Consider the following 23454-nt stretch of genomic DNA (forward strand, 5'->3'; position numbering starts at 1 on the left):
GTGCGACAACGGCCAACACGGCGGTGGGTCAGCGCAGCGCGCCCGCGGTGGCGCCGGCTTGGATCTGGCGCTGGAAGACCACGTACGCGACGAGCACCGGCAGCATCGCGATGGTCAGTCCGGCGAACAGGCCGCTCCAGTCGCCGCGGTAGCCCTGGCTGGTGGACAGCGCGGCCAGGCCCTGGGCCAGCACGTAGTCGTCCGGGTCCGGGTTGAGCACCAGGGGCAGCAGGTACTGGTTCCACAGGCCGAGGAAGTTGAAGATGGCCACCGAGACCAGGCCCGGCTTGGCCATCGGCAGCATCACCCGGAAGAACACCCCGGCGTGCGAGCAGCCGTCCAGGAAGGCGGCCTCGGCGATCGCGGTGGGCAGGCCGCGGAAGAAGGCGTGCAGGAAGAAGATGGTGAACGGGGTGGCGAAGGCGGTGTAGACCAGGACCAGGCCGAGCTGGGTGCCCAGCAGGCCCAGCTGCTGCACGGTGAAGAACAGCGGCACCAGCGCCAGGAAGGTGGGGAAGAACATCGAGGCGACGAACAAGTAGTAGACGAACCTGTTGCCGGGGAAGGGATAGCGGGCCAGGGCATAGGCGGCGAGCGAGCCGAGCAGCATGGTCAGGGCAAGTGCGCTGCCGACCACGACCGCGGAGTTGAGGAAGTAGCGGCCGATGTCGGCCTCGGTCCAGGCCCGGCCGAAGTTCGTCCACTGTGGACTCTGCGGCAGCGACCACGGGCTGGACAGGATCTCCCGGTCGGTCTTGAGCGCGCTGAGCACCGCCCACAGCAACGGGAACGCGGTGACCAGCGTCCAGGACAGCAGCGCCAGGTGCAGCGGGATCCGTCTCATGCCACCTCCACCCGTTCCCGGTGGCCCGCGCGCAGCGCCAGCACCGCGAAGACCAGCGTGCCGAAGAACAGCGCCACGCCCATCGCGGCCGCGTAGCCGAACTTGCCGTAGCTGAAGGCGGTCCGGTACAGCGACAGCCCGATCACCTCGGTCGCGCCGTCCGGCCCGCCCGGTCCCACGGTCATGATCTGCACCAGCGCGAACCCGTCCAGCGCGGCCATGCCCAGGTAGACGAAGGCCACCTGCACGTTCTCCCGCAGCAGCGGCAGGGTGATCCGCCAGAACGCGGTCCACCGGCCGGCCCCGTCCAGCAGTGCGGCCTCGTAGTACTCGCGCGGGATGCCGTCGATGGCCGCACTGAACAGCACCAGGTAGAACCCGACGCCGGACCAGATCAGCACCGCCAGCACCGCGAACAGCGCCAGTCCCGGCTCGGCCAGCCAGCTGCGCGCCAGCCCGTCCAGGCCGACCGCGCGCAGCGCGCCGTTGATCAGGCCGCTGTTCGGGTTGTAGGCGAAACCCCACAGCACGGCCACGATCGAGACCGACAGCAGCTGTGGGAAGAAGAACACGATCGAGTAGAACCGCGCCCCGCGCACGCCGGAGCGCCCGCTGCGGCCGCCGAAGCGGAGCAGGGTGGCCAGGAACAGTCCAATCGCGACGGTGGCCACCGGCAATGTCAGCAGCAGCACCAGGTTGTTGCGCACCCCGGCCAGGAACAGCGAGTCCTCGGCCAGTTGGGCGAAGTTGGCCAGACCGACGAACCGCGCGGTGCCGCCGACCCCGTTCCAGTCGGTCAGCGACAGGTAGAACGCCTGCGCGTACGGGGACAGCACGAAGACCACGTGCAGCACCAGCGCGGGCAACAGGGCACAGGCGAGGAAGCCCAGGGCGGGTCCGCCGGGCCGCGCCCGCGAGGGCCGGCCGACTCGCCGCGCCGGTGTGCCCGCCATCAGCGGGTGTACTTCTTGACGCTGCCGTCCTTGGCCAGCGCGTCGGCCGCCTGCTGCACCCGCTCGGTGAAGGCCACCGGGCTGAGCCTGCCGGTGATCAGCTCACCCACCGCGTCATCGGCCGCCTTGCGCAGCACCGGATACCAGCCTCGGTGCCGGAAGCTGACCAGTTCGGTGCCCGCGGCCTTCACCGCGGCGCTCACCGAGCCAAGGCCGCTGGAGAGGGTCAGCCCGTCGGTGGCGCCCGCGACCGAGGGCAGGGTGCCCGCGGTGCGCGCGAACTCCCGGCAGGCGTTGCGGGAGAACAACATCCGCAGGAACTCCAGGCCGCCGGCCACGTTCTTCGCCTTGGCCGGGACCAGGTAGGACTCGGTGCTGGACGCCTCCACCGCGGCCGGTTTGAGCTTGTCCGACGCAGTGCGCGCGGGCACTACGCCCATGGTCATCTGGAAGCCCTGCGGGGTGACCGCCTGCTGTTCGCTCTCCAGCCAGGACCCGGACGGGATGAACGCCGCCTTGCCCTGGCACCAGGCGGCCTGCGCCTCGGTGTGCGACAACGCTTCCGAGCCGGGCATCAGGTAGCCCCGCCCGGCCAGTTCGGCGAATGCCTCGGCCGCGCCGCGCACCGCATCCTGCCGCCAGGCCCCCGGTTCCAGGTTGTCCAGCGCCTTGATCAGGTCCATGCCCCCGGTCTTGGCGGCCATGGTGAGCAGCGGGTCGGTGACGTAGTCGGGGTACTTGCCCTGGTAGGTCCACGGCGCGATGCCGGTCTTCTTGATCTCCGCGCAGAGCGCGAGCATCGCGTCCCAGGTGGCCGGATAGGTCCAGCCGTGCTTGTCGAACAGGGACTTGGAGTACCACAGGCCCCACACGGTGAAGGTGTAGTTGAGGTGCACGCAGGTCCCGTCCCGGCTGCCGTCCTCCACCACCCCCGGCAGCAGGGTGGCCTGCACGGTGGTGTTCGGATCATCCCAGGACGGGGCGTCGAGCAGCTCGGCCAGGTTGGTCAGCTGCCCGGCGGCGGCCAGCGCGGAGATGTCCAGCGCGCCCGCGCCGGTGTTGTCCACCACGTCCGGCGGGGTGTTGGCCACGAACCGGGGCCGCAGCGCGTCGCCGACCTGCTGGATGCCCTTGTGGTCGATCACCGCGCCCGGGTACCGCTGTTTGTAGACCTGTCCGGCCGCCTTGACGTAGTCATCGCCGTAGCCGCCCTTGAAGACCACCACTTCCAACGGCGCGTCCGCCTTCACCCCGAACGGGTTCTCCGGGCTCCGCTCCCCGCGCGCGGCCGGCGCGTCCCCGCTGCCGCCGCCGGTCACGCAGGCGCCGAGCAGGGGCGCGGACACCCCGAGCGCGGCGGCGGCGCGCAGCAGGGTCCGGCGGGAGATGTTGCTCGTTGTCATCTCGGGCACCCTTCTGGTGGAGGGATTTCCGGCTCTGATCGTGACCCAGCCCACGCGCGGTGTCGATGACCCAACCGGTCAGGATTCAAGAAGCGCGGCCCCCTGCCCGCTCCTATCGTGACCAGCATGAACACCAAGTTGCAGGTCAGCGCCATCATGCTCGGGGTACAGGACGTGGAGCGCGCCAAGCGGTTCTACGTCGAGGGCCTCGGCTGCGCACTCGAGAAGGACTACCCCGGCTTCGCCACCTGTCTGCTCGGCGACGGCACCAGCAAGCTCGCGCTCTACGAATGGGACGCCGTGGCCAAGGACGCCGGGGTCCCGGCGGAGGGCTCCGGGTTCCGCGGTTCCTCCTTGCACTTCATCACCGACTCCAGGGAGGTGGTGGACGAGGTCATCCAGGCCGCGGTGGCCGCCGGTGGCACCGTGGTCAACGAGGCGACCGCGGCCGAGTGGGGCGGGTACTCGGGGTACTTCAGCGATCCGGACGGACACCTGTGGAAGGTCGCGACCGCGTCCTGAGCACCGGCGGGAGCAAGACTGCCGGGGCTGTCGCCGATCGGCCCCGGCCTGCACAATGGACCCATGTCGAACCCACGAAAGGGCCATGGCGCGTAGATCGCCGGCCCAGGTCAGAGGAGACGCGCCGCGCCGCAGGCCCGGTGCGACCGCCACACCCATCCCGCCAAACCTGTCCCGGCGTGGCCGGGCACAGCTCGCCCGGCTCGAACGCACCCGGCTCTGGCCGGAGGCCGCCGTCGAGGCGTTGCGCGGCAAGCGGAACTTCGTCCGCGATCCGATGCACCGGTTGTGGGATCCCCAGTACGGCTGCGGATTCCTGGAGTGCTGCCCGAATCCGGCCGAGCTGAACCACGTCCTGAACCTCATCCTCGCGGTCCTGCCGCCACGGGATGCCAGGCTCATCCGCAAACGACTGGCCGCGCTCGACGAGCTGTGGTGACCGGCCGGGACTGTCCTGCTTGGACAGTCCCGGCCGTTCGTGATCACACCGATCCTAACTGTTCGAGCACACCAGCCGACCGTCGAACCGGTCGGCATTTTGGCGACCCGTGGGTATGCTCCGGCAACATCAAGACGACGTCCGCGGACTTTGTTTCCTAAGTCCTGTCGGCATTCGAGTAAGAAAGTCGGTCAATGCTGCAGATTCATCGGGACTCGCGTTCGGTCGAAGATCTGCCCTACGAGCTGGTGGAGCGGAAGGGTGTCGGGCACCCGGACACCATGTGCGACGCGATGGCCGAGCGCATGTCGCGCTACTACTCCCAGCACTGCCTGAAGGAGTTCGGCGGGGTCGCGCACCACTGGTTCGACAAGGTGACCCTCTACGGTGGCGGCGCGGACATCGACTACGGCCGTGGCGAGATCACCGCGCCGTACCGGGTGAAGGTCTTCGGCAAGGGCGCCTACCGGGTGGGCAGCACCGAGATTCCGGTGCAGGACATCATGTTCCGGGCCGCCTCCGATGTGCTCTCGCAGGTCACCACCGGCTTCGACCCGTCGAAGCACCTGGTGGTCGAGCTGGGCATCGTGGACCACCACGGTTCCGGCCGCGGGGTCTCCCGGTACCAGCCGCAGTCCGTCGCGGACCTGGTCAAGGTCCGCTCCGGCGGCCTGGTCTCCAACGACACCAACCTGCTGCACGGTTTCGCGCCGCTGTCCCGGCTGGAGAACCTGGTGCAGGGCCTGGAGCACCTGATCAACGGGTCCGACTTCAAGCAGCGGCACCCCGACAGCGGCTGGGACGTCAAGGTTTTCGGCAGCCGCCGCGGCGACAAGTTCAGCCTGGTCGTCAACATGCCGTTCCTGGCCGCGCACATCGAGTCGATGGACCAGTACTGGGCGCGCAAGGCGGTCATCCAGCAGGAGCTCAACGAGTTCATCCAGGGCCTCGGCATCGCCGACTACGAGCTGCTGATGAACGCCACCGACCGCAACGGCCGCCCTTACCTCACCGCGCTCGGCTCGGTGGCCGACACCGGTGACGTCGGTGTGGTCGGCCGAGGCAACCGGGTCAACGGACTGATCACGCCGATGCGCCCGATGAGCATCGAGGCGCCGGCCGGCAAGAACCCGCTGGACCACACCGGCAAGATCTACAACGTGATGGCCATGCGGCTGGCCCAGCAGGTGCACGAGAAGTGCGGCGGGGCGACCCAGGTGCACATCTTCACCTCCAAGGAAGCGCCGCTGGAGAGCCCCGACGAGGTCGTGGTGACCGCGCCGGACCCGGACGAGGCCATGGTGGCCGCGCTGGTCGAGGAAGCCATTGCCAACACCGGTGAGCTGACCGTCGAGCTGATCGAGAAGGGCATCACCCTGTGGTGAGTCCCGCCCAGGTGCGGCCGCTGCTCGCGGAGGTGCTGCGCACGGGCCGCCGCCAGGACACCGGACCGCTCGGCGGGCCGGTGCCGGGCGGCGGCACGCACTTCGTGACCATGGTCAAACCTGAGGTGCTGCAAGACGGAAGTGCCGCTGAGGTGCTGGGCGAGGTCGTCCGGGTGCTCGGTGACGGCAAGGTGGACATCCTGCGCTGCGCGGTGACCACGGCCAGGGAGTTCGGCGAGCGGGGTTACCTGCTCCAGCACTACCCCCGGCTGCACCGGGTGGCCGCTGACGGGGCCGCCGCGCTGAGTTCTGGTGCCAGCCGGGAGTTGGCAGCGCTGCTGGACTCCTCGGGCGCCAGCGGCGCGCTGGGGGCCTTCGAGGCGATGACCCTGGACCCCGGGCTGGACCCGGCGGCGCTGGAGGCCCGGTGCCGCCAGGCCGGGATCCACAAGCTTGGCTCGGGCTCCTACGCCTCGGTGGTCCAGCTGCACGGGCGCGATGTGGTGGTGCTCAACGGGTTCCTGCCGGTGCTCGCCGCGGGTTATCGCGGCAGCGCCGGACTGGTCGGCCTGTTGGAGTGCCACAGCGAGCGCGAGATCGAGGACCTGCGGGACAACCTGCTCGGCGAGCTGCACCCCGGCAAGGCCGATCCGGCCTCGCTGCGCGGCGCGGTGCACGCGCTGGTCGGCGGGCCGGGCAGGATCGCGCTGTCCGAGGGCCGCAACGCGGTGCACCTGTCCGCGGGCCACCTGGAAGGCATGTTCCAGAGCTGGCGCTACTTCAGCGCCGCGGACGGGCGGGGCCTGGACGCCACCGTGCTGGGCCGCTCGCTCGCCGGGCTCGGCCTGCCGATGGACGCGGTGGCGGCGCTGGCCGGGGACCACAACGTGGCCGAGGAGTCCGGGGAGACGGTGTCCCCGCACGGCGCCACCGAGGGCCTGAGCCGCGAGCAGACCCTGGACGCGGTCCGGCGCTGGACCGCGCGCTAGCCGCGGCTGACCAGGTCCAGGTTCGCCGGGAACCGCGCCCAGAAGCGGGAAACCCAGCCGAGGTACCACGGGATGAACTCGGCGTCGCGCTGCGCGAGCAGCGTCACGTGGTGGTACCTCGGCAGGAACCAGATCGCGCCGAGCCTGGCCAGGTCGGCCGCCTCGACAGTCGGGAGCGCCGGGTTGGCGCGCAGCAGCGCCAGGAACCGGCGCACCGCGGACGGATCCAGCTCGAAGTCACCCCGGCCCTTGCGGCAGGACAGCCACAGCGCCTTGCCGATGTCGGCCGGCCGGTGGGAGAACCCGGTCTCGTCCCAGTCGATCACGGTCAGCGGCCGGGACTCGTGCCAGATCAGGTTCCGGCCGTGCAGGTCACCGTGGTACAGCGCGGGTTCACCGGTCCCGGTCAGCCGGAGCGCCGCGGCCAGCAGGTCGCCGAGGTGCTCGTCCATGGCGCGCAACAGGTTGTCCCACTCGCCGGTCAGCACCTCCTTGGCCTCAAGCTGTTCTCGCTCGCCCTCGGTCAGCCACGGTGTCGCGTAGTCCCAGACCAGCTCGGCGGGGACCGCCGCAGTACCGGCGGCCAGCTCGCCGAGCACACCGGCCAGCACGTCCAGGTGCCGGGCCGCGTCCTCGGAGGCCGCTCCGGGCACGAACGGCCGGATGACCACCAGCCGATCCGGTGCGGCGTAACCAATGTCGAGTACCGGCGGGTACCAGTCGGTGCCGCTCAGCGCCTCGTCCACCCGCCGGATCCGCCGGTGGTCGGTCTCGGCCGAGGTGGCCGCGCAGTGCGCCTTCACCGACAGCACCCGGTCGCCGTCGATGAGCCGGTAGGAGCGGTTGACGCCCCTGCCCTCCAGCTCCTCCGCCTCGCCCGCGTCGATGAGCCGCACCGCCCGCTCGATCACGGGCCGGACTCCCCCACGACCAGTTCGGCGCTGGTCCACCGCTCCACCGCGGCCACCAGGTCGGCCACCGGCTGCGCGCTGTCCAGGCGCAGCACCGGACAGGTCAGTCCGGCCAGCCACTTCTCGTCGCTGGCCAGGCTGCGGCTGGCGGTGTCGTCGTCGTATCCCCTTGCCCAGTCGAGGAACTCGTGGTGGGCCGCCTCGTTGCTGCCGCCCGGCTTGATGCTGTCGCCGTAGCGCAGCACCTCCCGCTCCAGCAACCGCGCCATCCGGGCCTGCTGGTCGATGGTGAGGAACACCACGCCCTCCAGCCGGGCCGGGATCACCTCGCCCCAGCCCTTCACCGAACCGGAGAGCACCCAGGAGTCCCTGGGCAGGAACACCGCCTGCATCAGCGCGATCCGGTCCTCCATCGGCCGCTTGTGCAGATAGGGCGGGGAGGTCGGCAGCCAGAGGTAGTCGTCGGCCTCGGCGTGCGGCACCGAGTGCAGGGAGGCCAGTGCCCGGCCCAGGGTGGTGGTGCCCGCCCCGCTCGCTCCCGTGATCAGCAGCCGATGCCAGCGCATGTGCCGTCCCTCGTCCCGTCCTGGTTCGCTATACAGCCTCATCCGGCCCGTGCTAAGGATAGATCACCAGGCCGGAAGGGCCGAGGCCGTCGCGCTTTCCGTTCGCGGACAACCACATCGTTGGGGGCAACACTATGTGCCGGATCTACGGCTACTTCGGACATGGGTTCCACCCCACCGCACTCGACGGCGCGCGGGACGCCCAGCTCTCCGGCGGACCGGACGTCCAGCAGCACACCAGCGGCCCGGACTGGGGCATCGGCTGCAACCGTCTGTCCATTCAGGACCCCAGCACCGGCAGGCAGCCATTCCGCAACGCCGAGGGCACGGTGCACGCGGTGTTCAACGGCGAGATCTACAACTTCCGGGCCATCCGGGCCGAGCTGGCCGCGCACGGCGTGCACGTGGACGGCGACTCCGACGGCTCGGTCCTGGTGCCCTACTACGAGCTGCACGGGGACCGGTTCACAGAGCGGCTGGAGGGCATGTTCGCCATCGCCGTGGTGGACCTGCGCCGCGGCCGCGAGCTCAAGCTGTGGTGCGACCACCTCGCGGTGAAGAGCCTGTACTACGCGCACACCCAGGACGGCATCGCCTTCTCCTCCGAGCTGCGCGGCCTGACCGCGCTGGTGGAGAAGCCCCTGGACGTGGACCCGCTCGCGGTCGACGACTACCTCAACTGGCAGTGCCAGCCCAACGGATCCTCCTGGCACACCGGGGTTTCCGCGCTGCACCCCGGCGAGGTGCTGGTCTACGACGGCCGGTCCGCGCGCACCCGGCGGTGGTGGCAGGAGACCGAGCCGGTCACCGACGAGGGCAACGACCCCGAGCGCCTGGCCGCGTTGCTGGAACGGGAGGTGGCGCAGATGTCGTTGCAGTCCGCGCCGATCGCGGTGCAGGTCTCCGGTGGCCTGGACTCCAGCGTGCTGGCCACCCTGCTCAAGCAGCGCCGCGGCGACGTGACCGGCTTCCACGTCACGCACGAGGGCACGCACGACTCCGACGAGCTGGCCTACGCCAGGGACTCGGCCGCCTTCGCCGGGATTCCCCTTGAGGTGGTGGAGATCCGCGAGGCCGAGCTGCCGGAGCTGATCCCGGCCACGGTGGCCGCCCTGGGCGCGCCCAACGCCACCCCGCACGCGCTGAGCGCCTACGCGCTGTTCCGGGAGATCTCCGCCGGCGGCTTCCGGGTCTGCTTCGTCGGCGACGGCGCGGACGAGCAGTTCGGCGGCTACCGGCGCTACAGCACCGCGCTGGCCGCCGATGAGGACAGCTGGGCCGCCCGCTACCTGGACCGGCTTTCCCTTGTGCCGGAAGCGGAGTACCGGCGGCTCTACACCCCGGAGTACCGCGAGCTGCTCGACTCCAGGGGCAGCAGCAGGCAGCGCGCGCTGGAGCTGCTCGCCCGCCCCGCGCCCTCCCGGCTGGAGCAGCTGCTCAGCTTCGACCGGCTGCACAAGCTGCCCAGCCTCAACCTGCGCAAGCTGGACCACCTGTCCATGGCGCACGCGGTGGAGGGCCGGGTGCCCTACTGCCAGCCGGAGGTCACCCGGTTCGCCCGGCGCACCCCGGACACGTGGAAGATCAACGGGTCCAGCCGCAAGAAGATCCTCTGGGACGCCGGCGCCCGGTCCATCCCGGCCTCGGTCGCGGCCAGGGAGAAGCAGCCGTTCACCTTCCCGGTCAGCGCTTTCATGGCCCCCGGCGGCACGCTGTGGGACTTCGCCCGCGAGGTGCTCGCCCGGCCCCGGCTGTGCGCCTCGGGCTTCCTCAGCGAGGCCGCCGTGCGCCAGGTGGTCACCGAGCACGGCGCGGGCCAGGACCACTCGCGACTGCTGTGGGGCCTGATGGTGCTGGAGATCTCCCTGCCCTGACACGACAAATGGGCCGGGCGGTGGCGAGAACAGCCACTGCCCCGCCCGTTTGTCGTGCTGGAACTACTTCCGGCCAAGCTCCGGGATGTTGAGGTCACCCTCCAGCTCACGCAGCCGGTGCACGTCGAACATCCGGCGCACCATCGGCGTCTGCCAGCGGTGCACCACGGTCTTGCCGTCGTCCACCTCGTCCAGGTAGGCCAGGTCGTTGGGGCGCAACGGGTCCAGCAGCTCGGTCGGCACCCGGCCGGGGAAGATCTCCGCGCAGTGGTGCAGCGCGAAGTAGGCCTCCTTGGTGAAGCCGAGCTGCCCGGCCCGCGCGGCCAGGTCGCTGAAGTCGTGCTCCCCGGCCAGCAGCGCCAGGATGTCGACCAGCTTGTAGAGCACCAGGTCCTTGAGCGCGAGCACCTCGTTGCGGTGCGCGGCCTCCCTGGCGAAGTGCAGACAGCTGAAGATCAGCATGTCGGTCGGGGAGATCACGCTGAGCCCGTTGAGCTCGATCCGGTTGTCCAGCAACGCGGATACCGCGGCGTCGCTGCGGTTGCCGGTCATCAGGTCGATGGAGAAGTGCACGTCCAGGCGGTGGCACTCCAGCACCGAGGCTTCCGGCGTGGGCTTCATGTAGGAGTAGGTCTGGTGCGAGTGCATGGCCATGAACATGACCTGCCGCCGCGCCGCCGGGCGCACCGAGCTCGTCTCGTAGTCCCAGCTGCCCTGCACGTACCCGGCCTCCTGCAACGCCGCGGTGGCCGCGGGCAGCTGCTCCCGGTCCACCAGCAGGTCGTTGTCGTGGAAGGCGCGCATGCCCGGCGAGGGGTAGGCCATCGCGGCCACCGCGGCGCCCTTGAGCACCGCGCTGCGCACCCCGGCCGCGCTCAGCGCCGCCTGCACTTCGGCGGTGCGCGAGCGCTGCTCCTCGGCCATCAGCTCCTGGCCGGCCGCGGTGACCTTGAGCGACTTGATGAAGTAGGAGGAGCGCAGGGTCTGCCGGTGCGCGATGACGAAGCGCAGGATGTTGTGCCAGGCCACGCCGATGACCCGGTGCACGGTCAGCATGCCCAGCACCTGGTTCCAGTCCAGCGGGGTGTTGAGCAGCTTGAGCATCGCGTCGGCCTCGTCGGGCCGCGGATCGGGCAGGGACAGCAGGAGGACGAGCTCCGTCTCCTGGGACACCGGTTCGGTCACGGTCTTACCACCCTTCGGGACGGAAGTCGTGCAGGAATGCGGCGAGGTCGCCGTCGAGCTTGCGGTCGGCGGCCGCGCTGGCCGCCTCGTCGGCGTGCTGGGTCGCGATGCCGAGGGCGCAGGCCGCCAGCATCGAGGCGTCGGTGGCGGTGTCGCCGATGGCCATGGTGGCGCTGAGGTCCGGCTCGTTGAACCGCCGGCGCAGGTGCCTGCGCAGCGCGGCGGCCTTGGAGGTGCCGCGCGGGCGCACCACGTGCGCGCCGAACGGGCCGATGGTGACCGCCTCGCAGTCCAGCCCCGCCACCATCTCCGGCACCGGGACGCGGCTGCGGAAGATGGTCACCGCGGTGAACCACGGGATGTCCGCGGTGCCCTTGCCGGTGACCTCGATCTGCCGCCTTGGCACCCGGTAGGCCATCGCGAACTGGGCCGCGGCCCGCGCGCTGCTGGCGTAGAACTCGCCGGAGCACTCCGCCACCAGGTCGGTGGCGGAGTCCTCGGCCAGCGTGCGCAGCACCTCGTTCGGGCAGCTCAGTGAGAAGGACAACTCGTTGACGCCCAAGGCGATCCGCACGTTGCCCTCGCTGAGCAGCACCTCGTCGTCGACCTCGGCGAACAGGTCGTCCAGGTGCCGCAGGTTGCGGAAGGAGCGGGCCGCCCTGCCGGTGATCACCAGCGGCAGCACCCCGCGCTTGCGCAGTGCCCGCAGTCCGGCCACCACGCCCTCGTAGGGCTCGTCGGCCTCGTCGATCAGCGTGCCGTCCAGGTCCAGCGCGGCGTACCGGATCCTCACGTCGCCGCGACGGTGGTCGGCACCCGGCCGGCCCCGCGCACCGCCTCCAGCCAGTCCCGCAGCTCGGGCACGCCCGGGATGTTGAAGTGCCCGTGCAGGTAGTCCGGCGTGCCGACGATGTACGGGTACTCATCCGGCACGCCGACCCGCCGGAACGGGACGCCACGGCCGGTCTCCGCGATCGCCTCGGCCACCGCGGTGCCCAGGCCGCCGATCACCGAGTGGTCCTCCAGCGTGATGATCGGCAGTCCCTCGGCCACCAGCTCAGCCACCGCGGCGGCGTCGAAGGGCTTGATGCTGGGCATGCTCACCAGCCGCACCCGCAGGCCGGACTCGGCGAACCTGTCCACCCAGTCCCTGGCCACCGGCAGCATGTTCCCGGTGGCGATCAGCGCCGCGTCCCCGCCGTCGGTGACGGTGATGGCCTTGCCCAGCTGGATCTTGGTGCCGGGAGCGTGGATCTCGGGCAGGGCGTGGTTCTCCAGCGCGAAGCGCACGTACACCGGGCCGTCCACCTCGTGCGCCTGGGCCAGCAGCTGCCGGGTCTCGGCCAGGTCGCCGGGGCAGAGCACGGTCATGTTCGGCAGCGCCCGCATGATGGCCAGGTCCTCGATCGCCAGGTGCGCGATGCCGGAGGCGCTGCGGGACAGCCCGGAGCTGGTGCCGATCAGCCGCAGCCGGGTCTTGGCGAAGGCGGCGTCCACCCGCACCTGGTCGAAGGGCCGGTAGAGCAGGAAGGTGCTGCAGTTCCACAGGTAGACCTGCTTGCCTGCCGAGGCCAGCCCGGCGGCGACCGAGATCGCGTTCTGCTCGGCGATGCCCACGTTGAGGAACCGCTGCGGGTAGGTCTCGATGAACGGCTCGGTGCCGTTGAGCTTGCCGTCGGCCACGATCAGGTAGGTGTCCCCGAACTCGCGGCCCTTCTCCAGCAACAGGTCTCCGACCGCCTGGCCGACCGTGGTGGTCATCGCAGGCCTCGCAGACTCACGACCAGCTCGCTGAAGGTCAGCCGCCGATAGTGCCAGTCGGGCTCGTGTTCCATCATGGCAACCCCCTTGCCTTTCACGGTGGTGGCCAGGACGACCTTCGGCCGGTCCTGCGGCGCCCGCAGCGCCTCCTCCAGCTCCTCGACCGAGTGCCCGTCCACCCGGTGCACCTGCCAGCCGAAGGCGGCGAACTGCTCGTCCAGCTTGCTCTCGATCACCTCGTTGGTGACGAAGGAGCCCTGCAGCCGGTTGTCGTCCACGATGACCACCAGGTTGTCCAGCTTCAGGGTGGGCGCCAGCATGGCCGCCTCCCAGATCTGGCCCTCCTGGCACTCGCCGTCGCCGACCAGCACGTAGGTGCGGTAGTCCCGGTTGTCGTGCTTGGCCGCCAGCGCCACCCCGATGCCGATGGAGATGCCGCGGCCCAGCGGACCGGAGTCGGCTTCCAGACCGGGCAGGCCGTAGCGGGCCAGGATGGCCGGCACCTCGCCGCCGTCGACGTTGAAGGCGTCCAGGCGCTTGCGGTCGAAGAGCCCGGCCGCGGCCATGGCCAGGTAGATCGCGGCCGCGCAGTGGCCCTTGCTCGGGATGAAGCGGTCCCGGTCCGGCCAGTCCGGGCGCTCCGGATCCAGCTTCAGCACCCGCATGAACAGGGTGTGGACGATCTCGATCGCGGACAGGTTGGACGGGATGTGCCCGGTCTCGGCGTGCGCGGTCATCCGGATCGCCTCGCGCCGGAGCTGCTGTGGCGTGGTCATCACCCGTTGCCTCCCGCTCTGGCCTCGTGGCCCTTGATGCCCTGGCTGGCCCGGCGGCGGCGCATGGTCTCGGCGAGGGAGAGCGGGTGCGCGTCGTCCCAGGCGATGGTGTTGGCCATCATCTCCCGCACCACCGGCGTCATCCGGTCCAGGTAGCCCTCCTGGCGCATGAACCGCCAGGAGGTGTGCCCGCCGGTGGGCTCGTCGGCGGCCTGCAGGTTGATGTGCAGGGTGCGGCGCTCGACCCCGGCCGAACCGGAGCCCCGGTGCAGGGTGTGGTGGTTCATGAACAGCACGTCGCCGGCCTTGGCGCGCACCACCTTCTCGCCGGGCAGCGTGCCGGTGCCCTTGCTCTCGGCCTGGGCGCGTTCTTCCTCGGTCAGCGGCCGCTTGTGCGAGCCGGGGACCACCCGGAAGCAGTCGTCGTCGGTGAGGCAGACGTTGAACTGGACGTGGGTGCTGCGGCCGTCCGGGGAGTACCGGTCGGTCTCCATGTTGTCCTTGTGCCAGTTCAGCTCATAGTCCACTGTGGACGGTTCCCACAGCGCGTGCGCGGTCCAGAAGCGCAGTCTCCCACCCAGCACCGCGTGCACGAAACCCATCACGCCGGGGTGCTCGAACACCTCGGCGAAGACCGGGTCGTACAGGCTCGGCTCGAAGATGTGGCTGACCCCCCAGGTATCGGTCTCCTGCTCGGTGCGCAGGGTGTACCTGGTGTCGTAGTCCCCGGGTTTGGCGCGCACCGCGGCCGCGGCACGGTCCACCGCGGCCCGCCAGGTGGCGCGGGTGGACTCCTCGATCACTCCTGGGACTAGGACGAATCCTTCGTCCACGAATCCGTGAACGTACTGGTTCATCTTGCCTCTCCACAGTGGACACAATCCTTGGGTGCGTCGTTCGCATCCTGCCAGTCAGTCCACTGTTTTCCCACCGTCGCGCGACAACGGCGGAGATCACTGTCCATAATGGACGATCAGCCGACCATCGGTCCCCTGGTGTCCCAGCCCAGTTCGGCCGTGCCGCGGAAGAACCGGCCGTTGGACCGGTCGGCGGGCAGGGTCAGCAGCTCGACCAGGTTCGCTGCCGCGGGCTCCGGCTCGTGCGGTGCGTCCTCGGTGCCCATCTCGGTCCGGATCCAGCCCGGGCAGTAGGCGAAGGCCGCCAGGTCGCCTGCGGTGAAGTGCTGCGCCAGCGACAGGATCAACGAGTTGGCCGCCAGTTTTGATGCGCGGTAGGCGAAGGAGGCCCCGTCGGCGTCCTGGAGCCTGCCCATCCCCGAGGAGACGCAGACGATCCGGCCGCTCCCCCGCGCGATCATCGCCGGCGCGTAGGCCTGCACCAGCGCCACCGCGCCGAAGAGGTTGACCTCGAAGGTCTGCCGCAGGTCCTGCGCGGAGAGCGCGAACAGGTCGCCGTAGCCACGCCGGGGATCGTCCAGGTACACCCCGGCGTTGCTGACCAGCACATCCACCTCAGCCGGGTCGAACGGCCTTGCCACATCGGGGTTTCGCAGGTCGAGCACCCGGTAGTCATCGACGTCCTGGTGGTCGGGCGAGGCGGCCAGTCCCGCCCCCAGCACCCGGTAGCCCGCGGCGCGCAACGCCCGGCACAGGTGCCGTCCCAGGCCGCGCGATACTCCGGTGACCAGGACGTTGTGCATACTCGAAGCCTAACCCCCAACCCGCCGCCGTGTTGGCCGTTGTCGTACACAGTGTTGGCCGTTCTGGACGGTGTGTTGGCCGGAGGGCGTACAAGTTCGGCCAACACCCTGTACGACAACGGCCAACACGGTGGGTGGGGTTATCTCGGTTTCCCTTCTGGGGCACCGGAAACCAGGTCGAAACCGGGTCGCATGCTGTAGGCCCTGGCCTGGAGGGTGTAGAGCTCGCTGTAGCGTCCGCCCGTGGCCAGCAGCTCCTCGTGCGTGCCCTGCTCGACCAGCTTTCCGCGGTCCAGCACCAGCACCAGGTCGGCTCCGGCCACAGTGGACAGCCGGTGCGAGACCACCAGGGTGATCGCCCCGGTGTGCTCGGCCAGCTGCCGGGCCCGGCGCATGTAGCGCTGGAAGATGGCGTGCTCACTGGGCGCGTCCAGCGAGGCGGTGGGCTCGTCCAGCATGAACAGCAACGGATCCGTGCGCATGCTGCCCCTGGCCAGCGCGGTCTTCTGCCACTGGCCCTCGGACAGGTCGAGTCCGCCGTAGACCGGGGACAGCCGGGTGTTCAGCCCGTCCGGCAGCCGGCGGACCAGCCCGTCGGCGTCGGCGGTGTCGATCGCCCTGGCCAGCGCGGCCTCGTCGGTCAGGTGCGCGATGTCGCCCAGCCCGACCGCCTCGGCGAAGGTCATCTGCGGGTAGCGGCCGAAGTCCTGGTACGCGGCGCTGGTTCTCGCCCGCCAGGCTTCGGTGTCCAGTTCGGACAGTTCGATCCCGTCCACCGTGATGGCGCCGGAGTCGGGCTGGTAGAACCGGCTGAGCAGCTTGACCATGGTGGACTTGCCGGAGCCGAACTCGCCGACCAGCGCGACCACACTGCCCGCGGGCAGCTCGATGCTGACCTCGTCCAGCACCACCTTGTCGGTGCCGGGATAGGTGAACCGCACCTGCTCGAACCGGATCCCGGACTCCAGCTTGGCCGGCGGCTGCCTGTCGCCCCGGCGGGCGTTGGCTTCGTCGGCCAGGTAGGCGCGCAGCCAGAGGTAGGGCTCGACGTAGATGCCCACGCTCATCGTGGTGGTCAGCTGTCCCACCGCGGTCTGCACGGTCTGTTGCAGGGTCAGCGTCAGTGTCACCACCAGCACGACGTCGCCGGGGGTCGCCGCGCCGGTGGCGGCCTGCCGGGCCACCAGCCACAGCAGCACGATGAACCCGGTGACGAACACCGTCCAGCCCAGCGCGCGCAACCAGGCCGCGCTGACCCTGGCCCGGTAACGGCCCCGCGTCACCTCGGCCATCGCCGCGGCCTGGAACCGGCCCACCGAGGGACCGGCCTGCCCGGTGCGGATCTCCTTGCCCGCGGCGGCGTCGGTGGCGATGTCGAAGAGCTGCTGCTGCAACCGGAAGGACTCGGCGGTGTCGATCTCGGCGTCGGCCTCGCGCTCGCGGGCCAGGCCGTCGCACCACAGCGGGGCCATCGCCAGCACCAGCAGCACCAGCAGCCAGGCGCTGACCGTGCCCAGCAGCACCAGCGTGAGGATGAGCTGCACGATGGTGAAGCAGGCGCGCACCGCGTTCCACATGCCGCTGACCATCCGCTTGGGCGCGCCGCGCAGCACGGTGATCCGGTCCAGGTAGTCGCTGCGCTCCAGGTGCTCGATCTGCTCCAGCGAGGCGATGTCGCGCATCAGCCGGTCCTCGATGACCACGCCGACCCGCTCCACGATCAGGAACAGCCCGACCAGCCCGTGCAACCGGTTGAGCACGAACACCGCCACCGCCGCGGTGGCCGCCACCACCGCGGCCACGATCGCGGGCGTCACCTGCCGGGCGATCAGCTCGTCCACCGCGTCGCGCATGGCCAGCGCGATGGCGATGTTGGCGATCACCAGGCCGATCTCGATGCCGAAGACGGTGAGGGTCAGGCCGCGGGCGTGCCGCCAGGACAGGCCCAGGATCTCCGTCCACAGCCGCACGTAGCGGATCACAGCGTGTCTCCCTCGTCGACCAGGTTGTCGAAGCCCTGGTTGAAGCGTTCGGCCTGGATCGTGAACAGCTTGGCGTACTTGCCGTCGTAGGCCATCAGCTCGTCGTGCGTGCCGGACTCCACGATCCGGCCGCCGTCGAGCAGCACGATCCGGTCGGCCAGCCGCACGGTGGACAGCCGGTGCGAGATCAGCACCACGCCGGCCCGCCGCTTGTTCCTGGCGAGCTGGTGGAAGACCTCGAACTCGGACTTGACGTCCAGGTGCGCGGTCGGCTCGTCCAGCACCAGCAGCCGCGCACCACTTTGCAGCGCGTACATCGCCCTGGTCAGCACGACCTTCTGCCACTGGCCGCCGGAGAGGTCGACACCGCCGGTGCGTGCCCTGGCCAGCGGGGTCTCCCAGTGCAGCGGCAGCCGCTCCATCAGCTTGTCAAGGCCGGACTCGGCGGCGGCCCGCTCGGCCCGTTCCCGGTCGGCGGGCACCGCCGCGTAGCCCAGGGCCACGTTGTCCAGCAACGACAACGGGTAGCGCACGAAGTCCTGGAACACGATGCAGGAGCGGCTGCGCCACTGCCCGATGTCGGTGCCCGCGAGGTCGTTCCCGTCCACCGTGATCCGCCCGCCGGTGGGCGTGTAGAGGCCGCCGAGCAGTTTGATCAGCGTGGACTTGCCCGCGCCGTTGAGGCCGACGATGGCCAGCAGCTCGCCGGGGCGGATCTCCAGGTCCAGCCGGTCCAGCACCGCGGATCCCTTGCCGGGATAGGAGAAGGAGACCTCCTCGAAGCGCACCAGCGGCGCCTCCTGGTGCTCGGTGGCGGCCACCGGCGCGTCCGAGGCGGCCCGCTCACTCGCGATGGAGCGCGCGCGCAGCTCCGCGTAGGCCCGGCAGCCGGGAATGGCGCCCTCGATCTCCAGCGCGTCGGCGAAACCCATCAGGTTCAGGATCGACCAGCCCGCGCCCAGCACCGCGGCCGCGGCGGCCACGCTGCCACCGGGCTGGGCGGCCTGCCAGACGCTGAGCGCGAACGCCGCGATCAGCGGCGGCCCGGTCACCACCGCGATCTGCCACTGGGCCAGCACACTGCGCAGGCCCGCGGTCCACTTCGGCGAGAGCATCGCCATCAGGTTCTGCCGCCAGCGGTCCACCGCCCAGCCCTGCAAGCCGAAGGTGCGGCTCTCCTTGCCGTCGGTCCACTCCACGGCCATCCGCCGCCAGTGGTCGGCCTCGATCCCGGAGAGCACGCCCGCGCGCTCGATCTCGATGTGCTCCATGAACTGCCGCCGCCAGATGAACCGGCTCACCAGCGCCGGGATGATCACCAGCGGGGCCAGCCACCAGGCGAAGCTGGTCAGCACCGCGGCGGCGGCGAACACGCCGATCCACCGGGCCATCAGGTCCAGCTGCGCGGTCGCCCCGGTGCCCGGTGGGCGTTCGGCCCAGAACTCCGGATCGGCCCTGGCCAGCCGGAGCAGCTCGCGGGTCCTGGACTGCTCCAGCGGGCCGATCTCCTTGCTGGAGACCGCGAGCCGGGTCAGGTCGGCCTGCCGGGCGGCGTCGATGCGCTGCCCGACCAGGTAGTCAACCGGCAGCGCGACCGCCTGGCCGAGCCGTCCGGCCAGGATGATCACGCCGAGGGCGATCAGCGGGAAGGTGGTCGACCGGCCACCGAGCAGCGCGCCGACCAGTTCGTTGATCACCAGCGCGGTCAGCGCGGGCACGAAGCTGACCACCAGCAGCACCGCGACCAGGCCACCGACCGCGACCGGACCGGCATGGCGCAACTCGCTCAGCAGCATCAACCGATCACGCAGGATCGACACGATCTTCACCGGTTGTTGGTCCTTATCTGAACGAGTGGCCATCGCGCACCATGCTAGATGACCGGAGTCGAACGGCGAACAGCGCTGATTGTTTCCCAGAACGCCCGTCGTTATGGTTCGGACCGACCCGGAAACACATTTGCCCGGTCCATTTCTTGCTCATTCTTCACGGCATTCGACTGAAATACAGGAGGTGGTCGCACGTGACCGCGGAATTGACCGGTGCGATTGGTCGGTACACCGTCCGCTCACGTTTCGCGCGCACCGGACTGACGTGTCCGGCCCCCGTCGCCGAGCAGCTGCACCGCCTGGCCGCGCCCTACCTGGTCATCGAGCAGGGCGAGGCCGCGCCCGGCGAGTGGCAGATGATCGCCGGTCAGGAACCCTCGGCGGAGGCGGTGCCGGAGTCGGTGACCGCGCAGGGCGAGGTGGCCGTGGAGTACGCGGTCGACCACCGGGCCAAGCAGCTGTTCCACCTCGCGCCGGTGAGCGAGGCGTGGGTGGTGCAGTCCCTGCTGCGGGCGAGCAGGGCGGTGCACCGCTCCGCGGCCAGCCGGGCCGGTGTGCTGCTGCTGCACGCCGGACTGGTGCAGCTCAACGGGATCGGGGTGGCCCTGGTCGGCTCCAGCCGGGCGGGCAAGACCTCGCTGATCATGGCCAGCGTGCTCAACGGCGCGGGCGTGATGGTGTGCAACGACGACGTGAGCCTGGTGGCCGAGCACGGCGAGGTGACCGGGGTGGGCTGGCCGCGGTCGATCTCGGTGCGGCTGGACAGCATGGACCTGCTCTTCGGCCGGGAGCGCTCGGTGGCCATCCAGTCCGAGCTGACCCACCCGGCCAACCAGACCCTGCTCAGCCTGCGCGAGTCCGGCGTCGAACCGCACGGCACCGCGCTGCTCTACCCCTGGGAGTACGCCGACCTGCTCGGCTCCAAGATCGGGCAGCACATGAAGGTCGACGCGCTGGTGCACCTGAGCCTGGCCGACGACCCCGCGGAGGCGGAGTTCCGGCCGATGGCCCAGGCCGAGAGCGGCGAGCTGCTGGCGAACCGGCTGCTGGACCTGCCCAACAAGCACCTCAACATCTTCGGCCACCAGCCCGCCCCCGGCAGCGCCGAGCGCACCCTGGAGGCGGTGAACTCGCTGCCGTCCTTCCGGTTCCGCTACGACTTCGCCGATGTGCGCAGGCAGGCGGACCGGCTCGGGGAAGAGCTCGCCAGCAGGCTCTGAACCCCGCACCGCCCGCCTCGCCCGCGCTGGTCAGCCCGCGAGGTGGGCGGTGTCGCCCAGCACCCGCACCTGGCGGTTGTGGAAGTAGTCGTCCTGGCGCAGCACGGTGATGCTGCCCGACGGACCGTTGAAGTTGGCGTAACCGGCCGACTCCAGCGGGAACTTGATCCAGTTGGCCACCACGAAGGTCAGCGCGCCGCCGTGGGTGACGATGATCTGGTGCTCGGCCGGGCGGGCCAGGATCTCGTCCATGACCTCGTAGATCCGCACCGCCATGTCGCCCTTGGTCTCCGCGCCGGGGATGTTCTCGTCGTGGAACATCCGCTCCCCCTCCGCGGGCGGCGGCACGAACCGCTCCCGCAGCCAGGGGTCCGGCCTGCCCTCGGCCTCGCCGTAGGACTTCTCCCGCAACCGCTTGTCCTGCACCGGTTCCAGGCCGAACCGCGCGCCGATCGCCTGCGCGGTCTGCGCGGTGCGCTTGAGGTCGGAGGTGTACAGCTCCACCTCGGCGTCCGCCGGGATCTGGGCCCGCAGCGACTCCGCGATGGCCGCGGCCGCCGCCCTGCCCTTCTCGGTCAGCTCCGAGTCGTGCCAGCCACCCACCAGGTCCTGCACGTGGTGGGTGGCCTCGGGGTGGGCGACCACGTAGACGGTGCGCACTGAAAGGTCTCCGTTCTCAGGTGTTCGACTTGTTGTTCTCGCCCGCGGGCGCGGACTGGCCGCTGGCCCACTCGCGCAACGGCAGGTGGTGTTCGGTCGAGCCCCGCCGCTCCATCGCGGTGAGCAGCTCGCGCAGCGGGGGCAGGCCGTCCTCGGCCTCGCGGGCGCGGAAACAGTACTCGTTGTCGATCTCGGCGTTCCAGCTCATCGTCTCGTGCAGCTCGCCCCTGAGCAGCTCCAGGAACCGCGCGCGGCTGGGGAAGTCGGCGACCTGGTCGCGCCGGAGGCGGATCTCGGCGTAGGCGGCGTCGATGAGGTCCAGCCAGGTCAGGATGGCCTCCGGTGCGTCCGCGGGATCGCCGATGCCGTAGGCGTTGAGCTGCCGGAACCGCTGGGACAGCTCCGACAGCGAGTCCGGCAGCCTGGTCAGGAAGCGGCTGAGGTACTTCGGGTTGCGGTTGGTGTTGCCGTAGGCGTGGGTCAGACCGCGGAAGGTGTCCACGCCGAGCTTGCGCGCGGCGACCAGCGCGGTCTCGTAGTCCTGCTGGGCCCACATGCCTGCCAGGTCGCGGAAGTCCGGGTAGCTGCCGACCGCGGTGCGGTAGGCGGTGAAGGCGAGCTGGTCACGGTGGATGCCGGCGCGGATCCGCTCGAACTCCTCGGCATTCTGCAGCGCCACCCCGTAGCTCAGCCGGGACATCAGCCGGAAGTCCACCGAGGCGGCGGCGAAGCTGGAGGACTTGCGCGCCCGGTTGACCATGTGGTCGTAGAGCTTGTCGTGCGAGTCGAGCATGTGCTCGATCTGCGCCACGGTCCAGTACTCGACGTCCACCCCGAGCAGGCTCTCCGGCAGGTAGTCGAAGCTGGCCTTGACCCGGTCCCCGCTGGTGTAGAAGCGCATGTGCGCCTCCTTGGGGAAGGTGTCCCGGTGGAACCGGCCGTCGGCCTCGCGCGCGATCACGCAGAAGTCGAAGTCCGAGGACGGGGTGCCGGAGCCGTCCACCAGGGACCCGCCCAGCACCAGGATGTCGCTGTCCACCAGGTGGATCTTCTCGCTGATGGCCTGTTCGTCGAACTCGTCCATGCCGGGCACGACCGAGACGTGCTTGCGGAAAGAGTGCACTCCTACCACCTCTCTTGACTTCGGCGCTTCAGCGTTCGGCGGTCACGGCACGGCGGAAGTCCGCGGCCAGCCTGGTCACGTCGGCGGCGTTGCCCACCGAGGAGCGCAGCAGCGGCAGCTTGGCGATGTCGGCCAGGAACGCCTCCAGCGTGGGCGGCGCGACCGGGTCGGAGCCGGTGACCCCGAGCCAGTCCTCGCCCTGCAGGTTGTCGTCCACGGAGAAGCAGTTGCGGCTGAGCACGTCCGCGGCGTGCTCCAGGCTGGCCTCGCCGAAGGCGTACGGCGCGCTGGGGTCGACCCGCGGGAAGAGCACCCCGGCCAGCGGGGCCTCCGGCACGATCGGCACCTCCAGGTAGCGCTCGACCTCCCTGGTGCTCATCTTGAGCTTGTCCTCGCCCATGAACCGGTCCCAGTCCGATCCGGCCGCCGGGAACCCGGCGTGCAGCGTCCAGCCCTGGAAGTCGGTGACGCCCATGACGTCCAGCGAGCCCTTGTTGATCGCCAGCGGCAGCGGGCAGGCGGTGGCCCGGTACTGCGCGCCCTCGCGGTCCAGGTGCATCCGGTCGTTGCCCATCCAGCCCGCGGGCGAGAGCAGCCGGGCCAGCGCGATCGCGGTGGTGGACTTGCCCGCGCCGGAGTCGCCGATCACCAGGTAGGCGCCGCCGTCGTGGGTGAAGGCCGAGGAGTGCAGCACCAGGGAGCCGCTGGCCTTGGCGAAGCGGGTGGCCAGGTCGCGCACGATGCGGGTCAGCCACCGGTGCCCCAGCGGGGTCTCCGGCCGCACGATGGTCACCCGGTCCTGGGTGCGCAGCAGGGCGGCGGACTCGGTGTGGTTGACATCCCGCAACACGAACAGGGTGCCCTCGGCGGTGTCGAACCGGGGCAGCCGGTAGTTCCTGGTCAGCTCGTAGTCGCCCTCCCTGCCGGTGGCCGAGACCGAGCGGATCAGCTCGTCCACCTCGGCCTGCGGGCGGGCGTGGTCGACGATGGTCAGCTCCGCCGCCGGGCCGTCCGGGGCCTCGCGGACCTGGAACATCCCGGCCGGGTAGAACGTGTCGGCCAGCAGGTCCGCCGCCTCCGGCCGGTTCGTGGCCACCGCGAGCACGTGGCCCCACACGTCCAGGCGCCGGGTCGTGGCACCGGCCGGGATATTCGTGGTGAGCTGCCTGAGTTCCACCGAAGCGCTCCTATTGTGGGTTCAGTGTGGGTTTCGCGGCCCACATACACGAGAAATCAGAAATGTGCGACCGGCGCACTTGTGCTCACCGGCGGGAAGCCTAGCGCGCACCGTGTTCGACCGCGGAACTTCCGCGGTCGAACGCCGGCCGGGCCGCGCGAATCCCGGTATAGCCGAGTGGTCCGGCTTTCCGGA

The 23454-nt window shown here is 70.3% G+C and carries 22 protein-coding genes; 6 read left to right on the forward strand and 16 right to left on the reverse strand.

The annotated features are described in order from the left end of the window. Positions 1-28 precede the first annotated feature (28 nt). The 3 genes from N8J89_RS24760 to ngcE are packed head-to-tail and all read right to left on the reverse strand — an operon-like array spanning position 29 to position 3200. A complete protein-coding gene (locus tag N8J89_RS24760; protein WP_283659398.1) occupies positions 29-844 on the reverse strand; it encodes a carbohydrate ABC transporter permease in 816 nt (271 codons plus the stop codon). Further along, the gene (locus N8J89_RS24765) at positions 841-1797 is read right to left on the reverse strand and encodes a carbohydrate ABC transporter permease (RefSeq protein WP_283659399.1); all 957 of its coding nucleotides are present in this window, start codon (positions 1795-1797) and stop codon (positions 841-843) included. Before N8J89_RS24765 ends, N8J89_RS24760 begins: the two co-directional genes overlap by 4 nt. Beyond that, positions 1797-3200: an N-acetylglucosamine/diacetylchitobiose ABC transporter substrate-binding protein gene (gene ngcE, locus N8J89_RS24770; protein WP_283659400.1), complete on the reverse strand. Its 1404-nt coding sequence runs from the start codon at positions 3198-3200 to the stop codon at positions 1797-1799. Before ngcE ends, N8J89_RS24765 begins: the two co-directional genes overlap by 1 nt. A gap of 126 nt (positions 3201-3326) precedes the next feature. Between ngcE and N8J89_RS24775 the strand changes: the two genes are divergently transcribed. The 4 genes from N8J89_RS24775 (at position 3327) to N8J89_RS24790 (ending at position 6535) form a co-directional block, all read left to right on the forward strand. Then, positions 3327-3722, forward strand: a complete 396-nt coding sequence (locus N8J89_RS24775; protein WP_283659401.1) for a VOC family protein — start codon at positions 3327-3329, stop codon at positions 3720-3722. 85 nt (positions 3723-3807) lie between these two features. Beyond that, the gene (locus tag N8J89_RS24780) at positions 3808-4161 is read left to right on the forward strand and encodes a hypothetical protein (RefSeq protein WP_283659402.1); all 354 of its coding nucleotides are present in this window, start codon (positions 3808-3810) and stop codon (positions 4159-4161) included. A 194-nt stretch (positions 4162-4355) separates the two neighbouring features. Continuing rightward, positions 4356-5546, forward strand: coding sequence for a methionine adenosyltransferase (locus N8J89_RS24785; RefSeq protein WP_283659403.1), 1191 nt, complete (start codon positions 4356-4358; stop codon positions 5544-5546). Next, entirely contained in the window at positions 5543-6535 is a 993-nt protein-coding gene (locus N8J89_RS24790) for a hypothetical protein (RefSeq protein ID WP_283659404.1), read from the forward strand. The genes N8J89_RS24785 and N8J89_RS24790 overlap by 4 nt, the downstream gene beginning before the upstream one ends. Here the strand turns inward: N8J89_RS24790 and N8J89_RS24795 are convergent. Together N8J89_RS24795 and N8J89_RS24800 are read right to left on the reverse strand one after the other, a co-directional pair. Then, a complete protein-coding gene (locus tag N8J89_RS24795; protein WP_283659405.1) occupies positions 6532-7446 on the reverse strand; it encodes a phosphotransferase in 915 nt (304 codons plus the stop codon). The two genes, N8J89_RS24790 and N8J89_RS24795, sit on opposite strands and share 4 nt — an antisense overlap. Next, the gene (locus N8J89_RS24800; RefSeq protein ID WP_283659406.1) at positions 7443-8012 is read right to left on the reverse strand and encodes a P-loop NTPase family protein; all 570 of its coding nucleotides are present in this window, start codon (positions 8010-8012) and stop codon (positions 7443-7445) included. Before N8J89_RS24800 ends, N8J89_RS24795 begins: the two co-directional genes overlap by 4 nt. Before the next feature lie 134 nt (positions 8013-8146). On the opposite strand from N8J89_RS24800, the gene asnB reads away from it, so the two are divergent. Continuing rightward, complete coding sequence (gene asnB / locus N8J89_RS24805) at positions 8147-9886, forward strand: asparagine synthase (glutamine-hydrolyzing) (protein ID WP_283659407.1); 1740 nt, start codon at positions 8147-8149, stop codon at positions 9884-9886. Positions 9887-9949: 63 nt separating this feature from the next. On the opposite strand, the gene N8J89_RS24810 is transcribed toward asnB, so the two are convergent. The 8 genes from N8J89_RS24810 to N8J89_RS24845 all read right to left on the reverse strand — a co-directional run bounded on the left by N8J89_RS24810 (position 9950) and on the right by N8J89_RS24845 (position 19079). Then, entirely contained in the window at positions 9950-11071 is a 1122-nt protein-coding gene (locus N8J89_RS24810) for a nucleotidyltransferase family protein (protein WP_283659408.1), read from the reverse strand. A 4-nt stretch (positions 11072-11075) separates the two neighbouring features. Beyond that, positions 11076-11864, reverse strand: coding sequence for an HAD hydrolase family protein (locus N8J89_RS24815; protein WP_283659409.1), 789 nt, complete (start codon positions 11862-11864; stop codon positions 11076-11078). Then, entirely contained in the window at positions 11861-12832 is a 972-nt protein-coding gene (locus N8J89_RS24820; RefSeq protein WP_283659410.1) for a transketolase family protein, read from the reverse strand. The genes N8J89_RS24815 and N8J89_RS24820 overlap by 4 nt, the downstream gene beginning before the upstream one ends. Beyond that, the gene (locus N8J89_RS24825) at positions 12829-13608 is read right to left on the reverse strand and encodes a transketolase (RefSeq protein WP_283659411.1); all 780 of its coding nucleotides are present in this window, start codon (positions 13606-13608) and stop codon (positions 12829-12831) included. Before N8J89_RS24825 ends, N8J89_RS24820 begins: the two co-directional genes overlap by 4 nt. Then, positions 13608-14465 carry a phytanoyl-CoA dioxygenase family protein gene (locus N8J89_RS24830; RefSeq protein ID WP_283659412.1) on the reverse strand — a complete coding sequence of 286 codons (858 nt, stop codon included), beginning with the start codon at positions 14463-14465 and terminating at the stop codon, positions 13608-13610. The genes N8J89_RS24825 and N8J89_RS24830 overlap by 1 nt, the downstream gene beginning before the upstream one ends. Positions 14466-14581: 116 nt before the next feature. Continuing rightward, on the reverse strand, positions 14582-15268 hold the full coding sequence (locus tag N8J89_RS24835) for an SDR family NAD(P)-dependent oxidoreductase (RefSeq protein WP_283659413.1): 687 nt from the start codon (positions 15266-15268) through the stop codon (positions 14582-14584). A gap of 140 nt (positions 15269-15408) precedes the next feature. Then, positions 15409-17250: an ABC transporter ATP-binding protein gene (locus N8J89_RS24840; protein WP_283659414.1), complete on the reverse strand. Its 1842-nt coding sequence runs from the start codon at positions 17248-17250 to the stop codon at positions 15409-15411. Beyond that, the gene (locus N8J89_RS24845; protein WP_283659415.1) at positions 17247-19079 is read right to left on the reverse strand and encodes an ATP-binding cassette domain-containing protein; all 1833 of its coding nucleotides are present in this window, start codon (positions 19077-19079) and stop codon (positions 17247-17249) included. Before N8J89_RS24845 ends, N8J89_RS24840 begins: the two co-directional genes overlap by 4 nt. Positions 19080-19273: 194 nt before the next feature. On the opposite strand from N8J89_RS24845, the gene N8J89_RS24850 reads away from it, so the two are divergent. Continuing rightward, a complete protein-coding gene (locus N8J89_RS24850; RefSeq protein ID WP_283659416.1) occupies positions 19274-20299 on the forward strand; it encodes a phosphoenolpyruvate carboxykinase (ATP) in 1026 nt (341 codons plus the stop codon). Between the two features lie 30 nt (positions 20300-20329). Here the strand turns inward: N8J89_RS24850 and N8J89_RS24855 are convergent, their stop codons facing one another. Genes N8J89_RS24855 through N8J89_RS24865 form a run of 3 tightly spaced genes read right to left on the reverse strand, consistent with a single transcriptional unit; the run spans position 20330 to position 23259 of the window. Beyond that, positions 20330-20959 carry a histidine phosphatase family protein gene (locus N8J89_RS24855; RefSeq protein WP_283659417.1) on the reverse strand — a complete coding sequence of 210 codons (630 nt, stop codon included), beginning with the start codon at positions 20957-20959 and terminating at the stop codon, positions 20330-20332. A 16-nt stretch (positions 20960-20975) separates the two neighbouring features. Beyond that, entirely contained in the window at positions 20976-22082 is a 1107-nt protein-coding gene (locus tag N8J89_RS24860; protein ID WP_283659418.1) for a nucleotidyltransferase domain-containing protein, read from the reverse strand. A gap of 28 nt (positions 22083-22110) precedes the next feature. Next, a complete protein-coding gene (locus tag N8J89_RS24865) occupies positions 22111-23259 on the reverse strand; it encodes a P-loop NTPase family protein (RefSeq protein WP_283659419.1) in 1149 nt (382 codons plus the stop codon). Positions 23260-23454: the final 195 nt, after the last annotated feature.

Origin of the sequence: Crossiella sp. CA-258035 (assembly GCF_030064675.1) — a bacterium.
GTDB lineage: Bacteria > Actinomycetota > Actinomycetes > Mycobacteriales > Pseudonocardiaceae > Crossiella.

Bases quoted from the DNA above. Each gene is read 5' to 3' on its own strand.
- N8J89_RS24785 (WP_283659403.1), top strand. From the start codon at position 4,356: ATGCTGCAGATTCATCGGGACTCGCGTTCGGTCGAAGATCTGCCCTAC.
- ngcE (WP_283659400.1), bottom strand. From the start codon at position 3,200: ATGACAACGAGCAACATCTCCCGCCGGACCCTGCTGCGCGCCGCCGCC.
- asnB (WP_283659407.1), top strand. From the start codon at position 8,147: ATGTGCCGGATCTACGGCTACTTCGGACATGGGTTCCACCCCACCGCA.
- N8J89_RS24760 (WP_283659398.1), bottom strand. From the start codon at position 844: ATGAGACGGATCCCGCTGCACCTGGCGCTGCTGTCCTGGACGCTGGTC.
- N8J89_RS24800 (WP_283659406.1), bottom strand. From the start codon at position 8,012: ATGCGCTGGCATCGGCTGCTGATCACGGGAGCGAGCGGGGCGGGCACC.
- N8J89_RS24775 (WP_283659401.1), top strand. From the start codon at position 3,327: ATGAACACCAAGTTGCAGGTCAGCGCCATCATGCTCGGGGTACAGGAC.
- N8J89_RS24830 (WP_283659412.1), bottom strand. From the start codon at position 14,465: ATGAACCAGTACGTTCACGGATTCGTGGACGAAGGATTCGTCCTAGTC.
- N8J89_RS24820 (WP_283659410.1), bottom strand. From the start codon at position 12,832: ATGACCACCACGGTCGGCCAGGCGGTCGGAGACCTGTTGCTGGAGAAG.
- N8J89_RS24825 (WP_283659411.1), bottom strand. From the start codon at position 13,608: ATGACCACGCCACAGCAGCTCCGGCGCGAGGCGATCCGGATGACCGCG.
- N8J89_RS24765 (WP_283659399.1), bottom strand. From the start codon at position 1,797: ATGGCGGGCACACCGGCGCGGCGAGTCGGCCGGCCCTCGCGGGCGCGG.
- N8J89_RS24835 (WP_283659413.1), bottom strand. From the start codon at position 15,268: ATGCACAACGTCCTGGTCACCGGAGTATCGCGCGGCCTGGGACGGCAC.
- N8J89_RS24780 (WP_283659402.1), top strand. From the start codon at position 3,808: ATGGCGCGTAGATCGCCGGCCCAGGTCAGAGGAGACGCGCCGCGCCGC.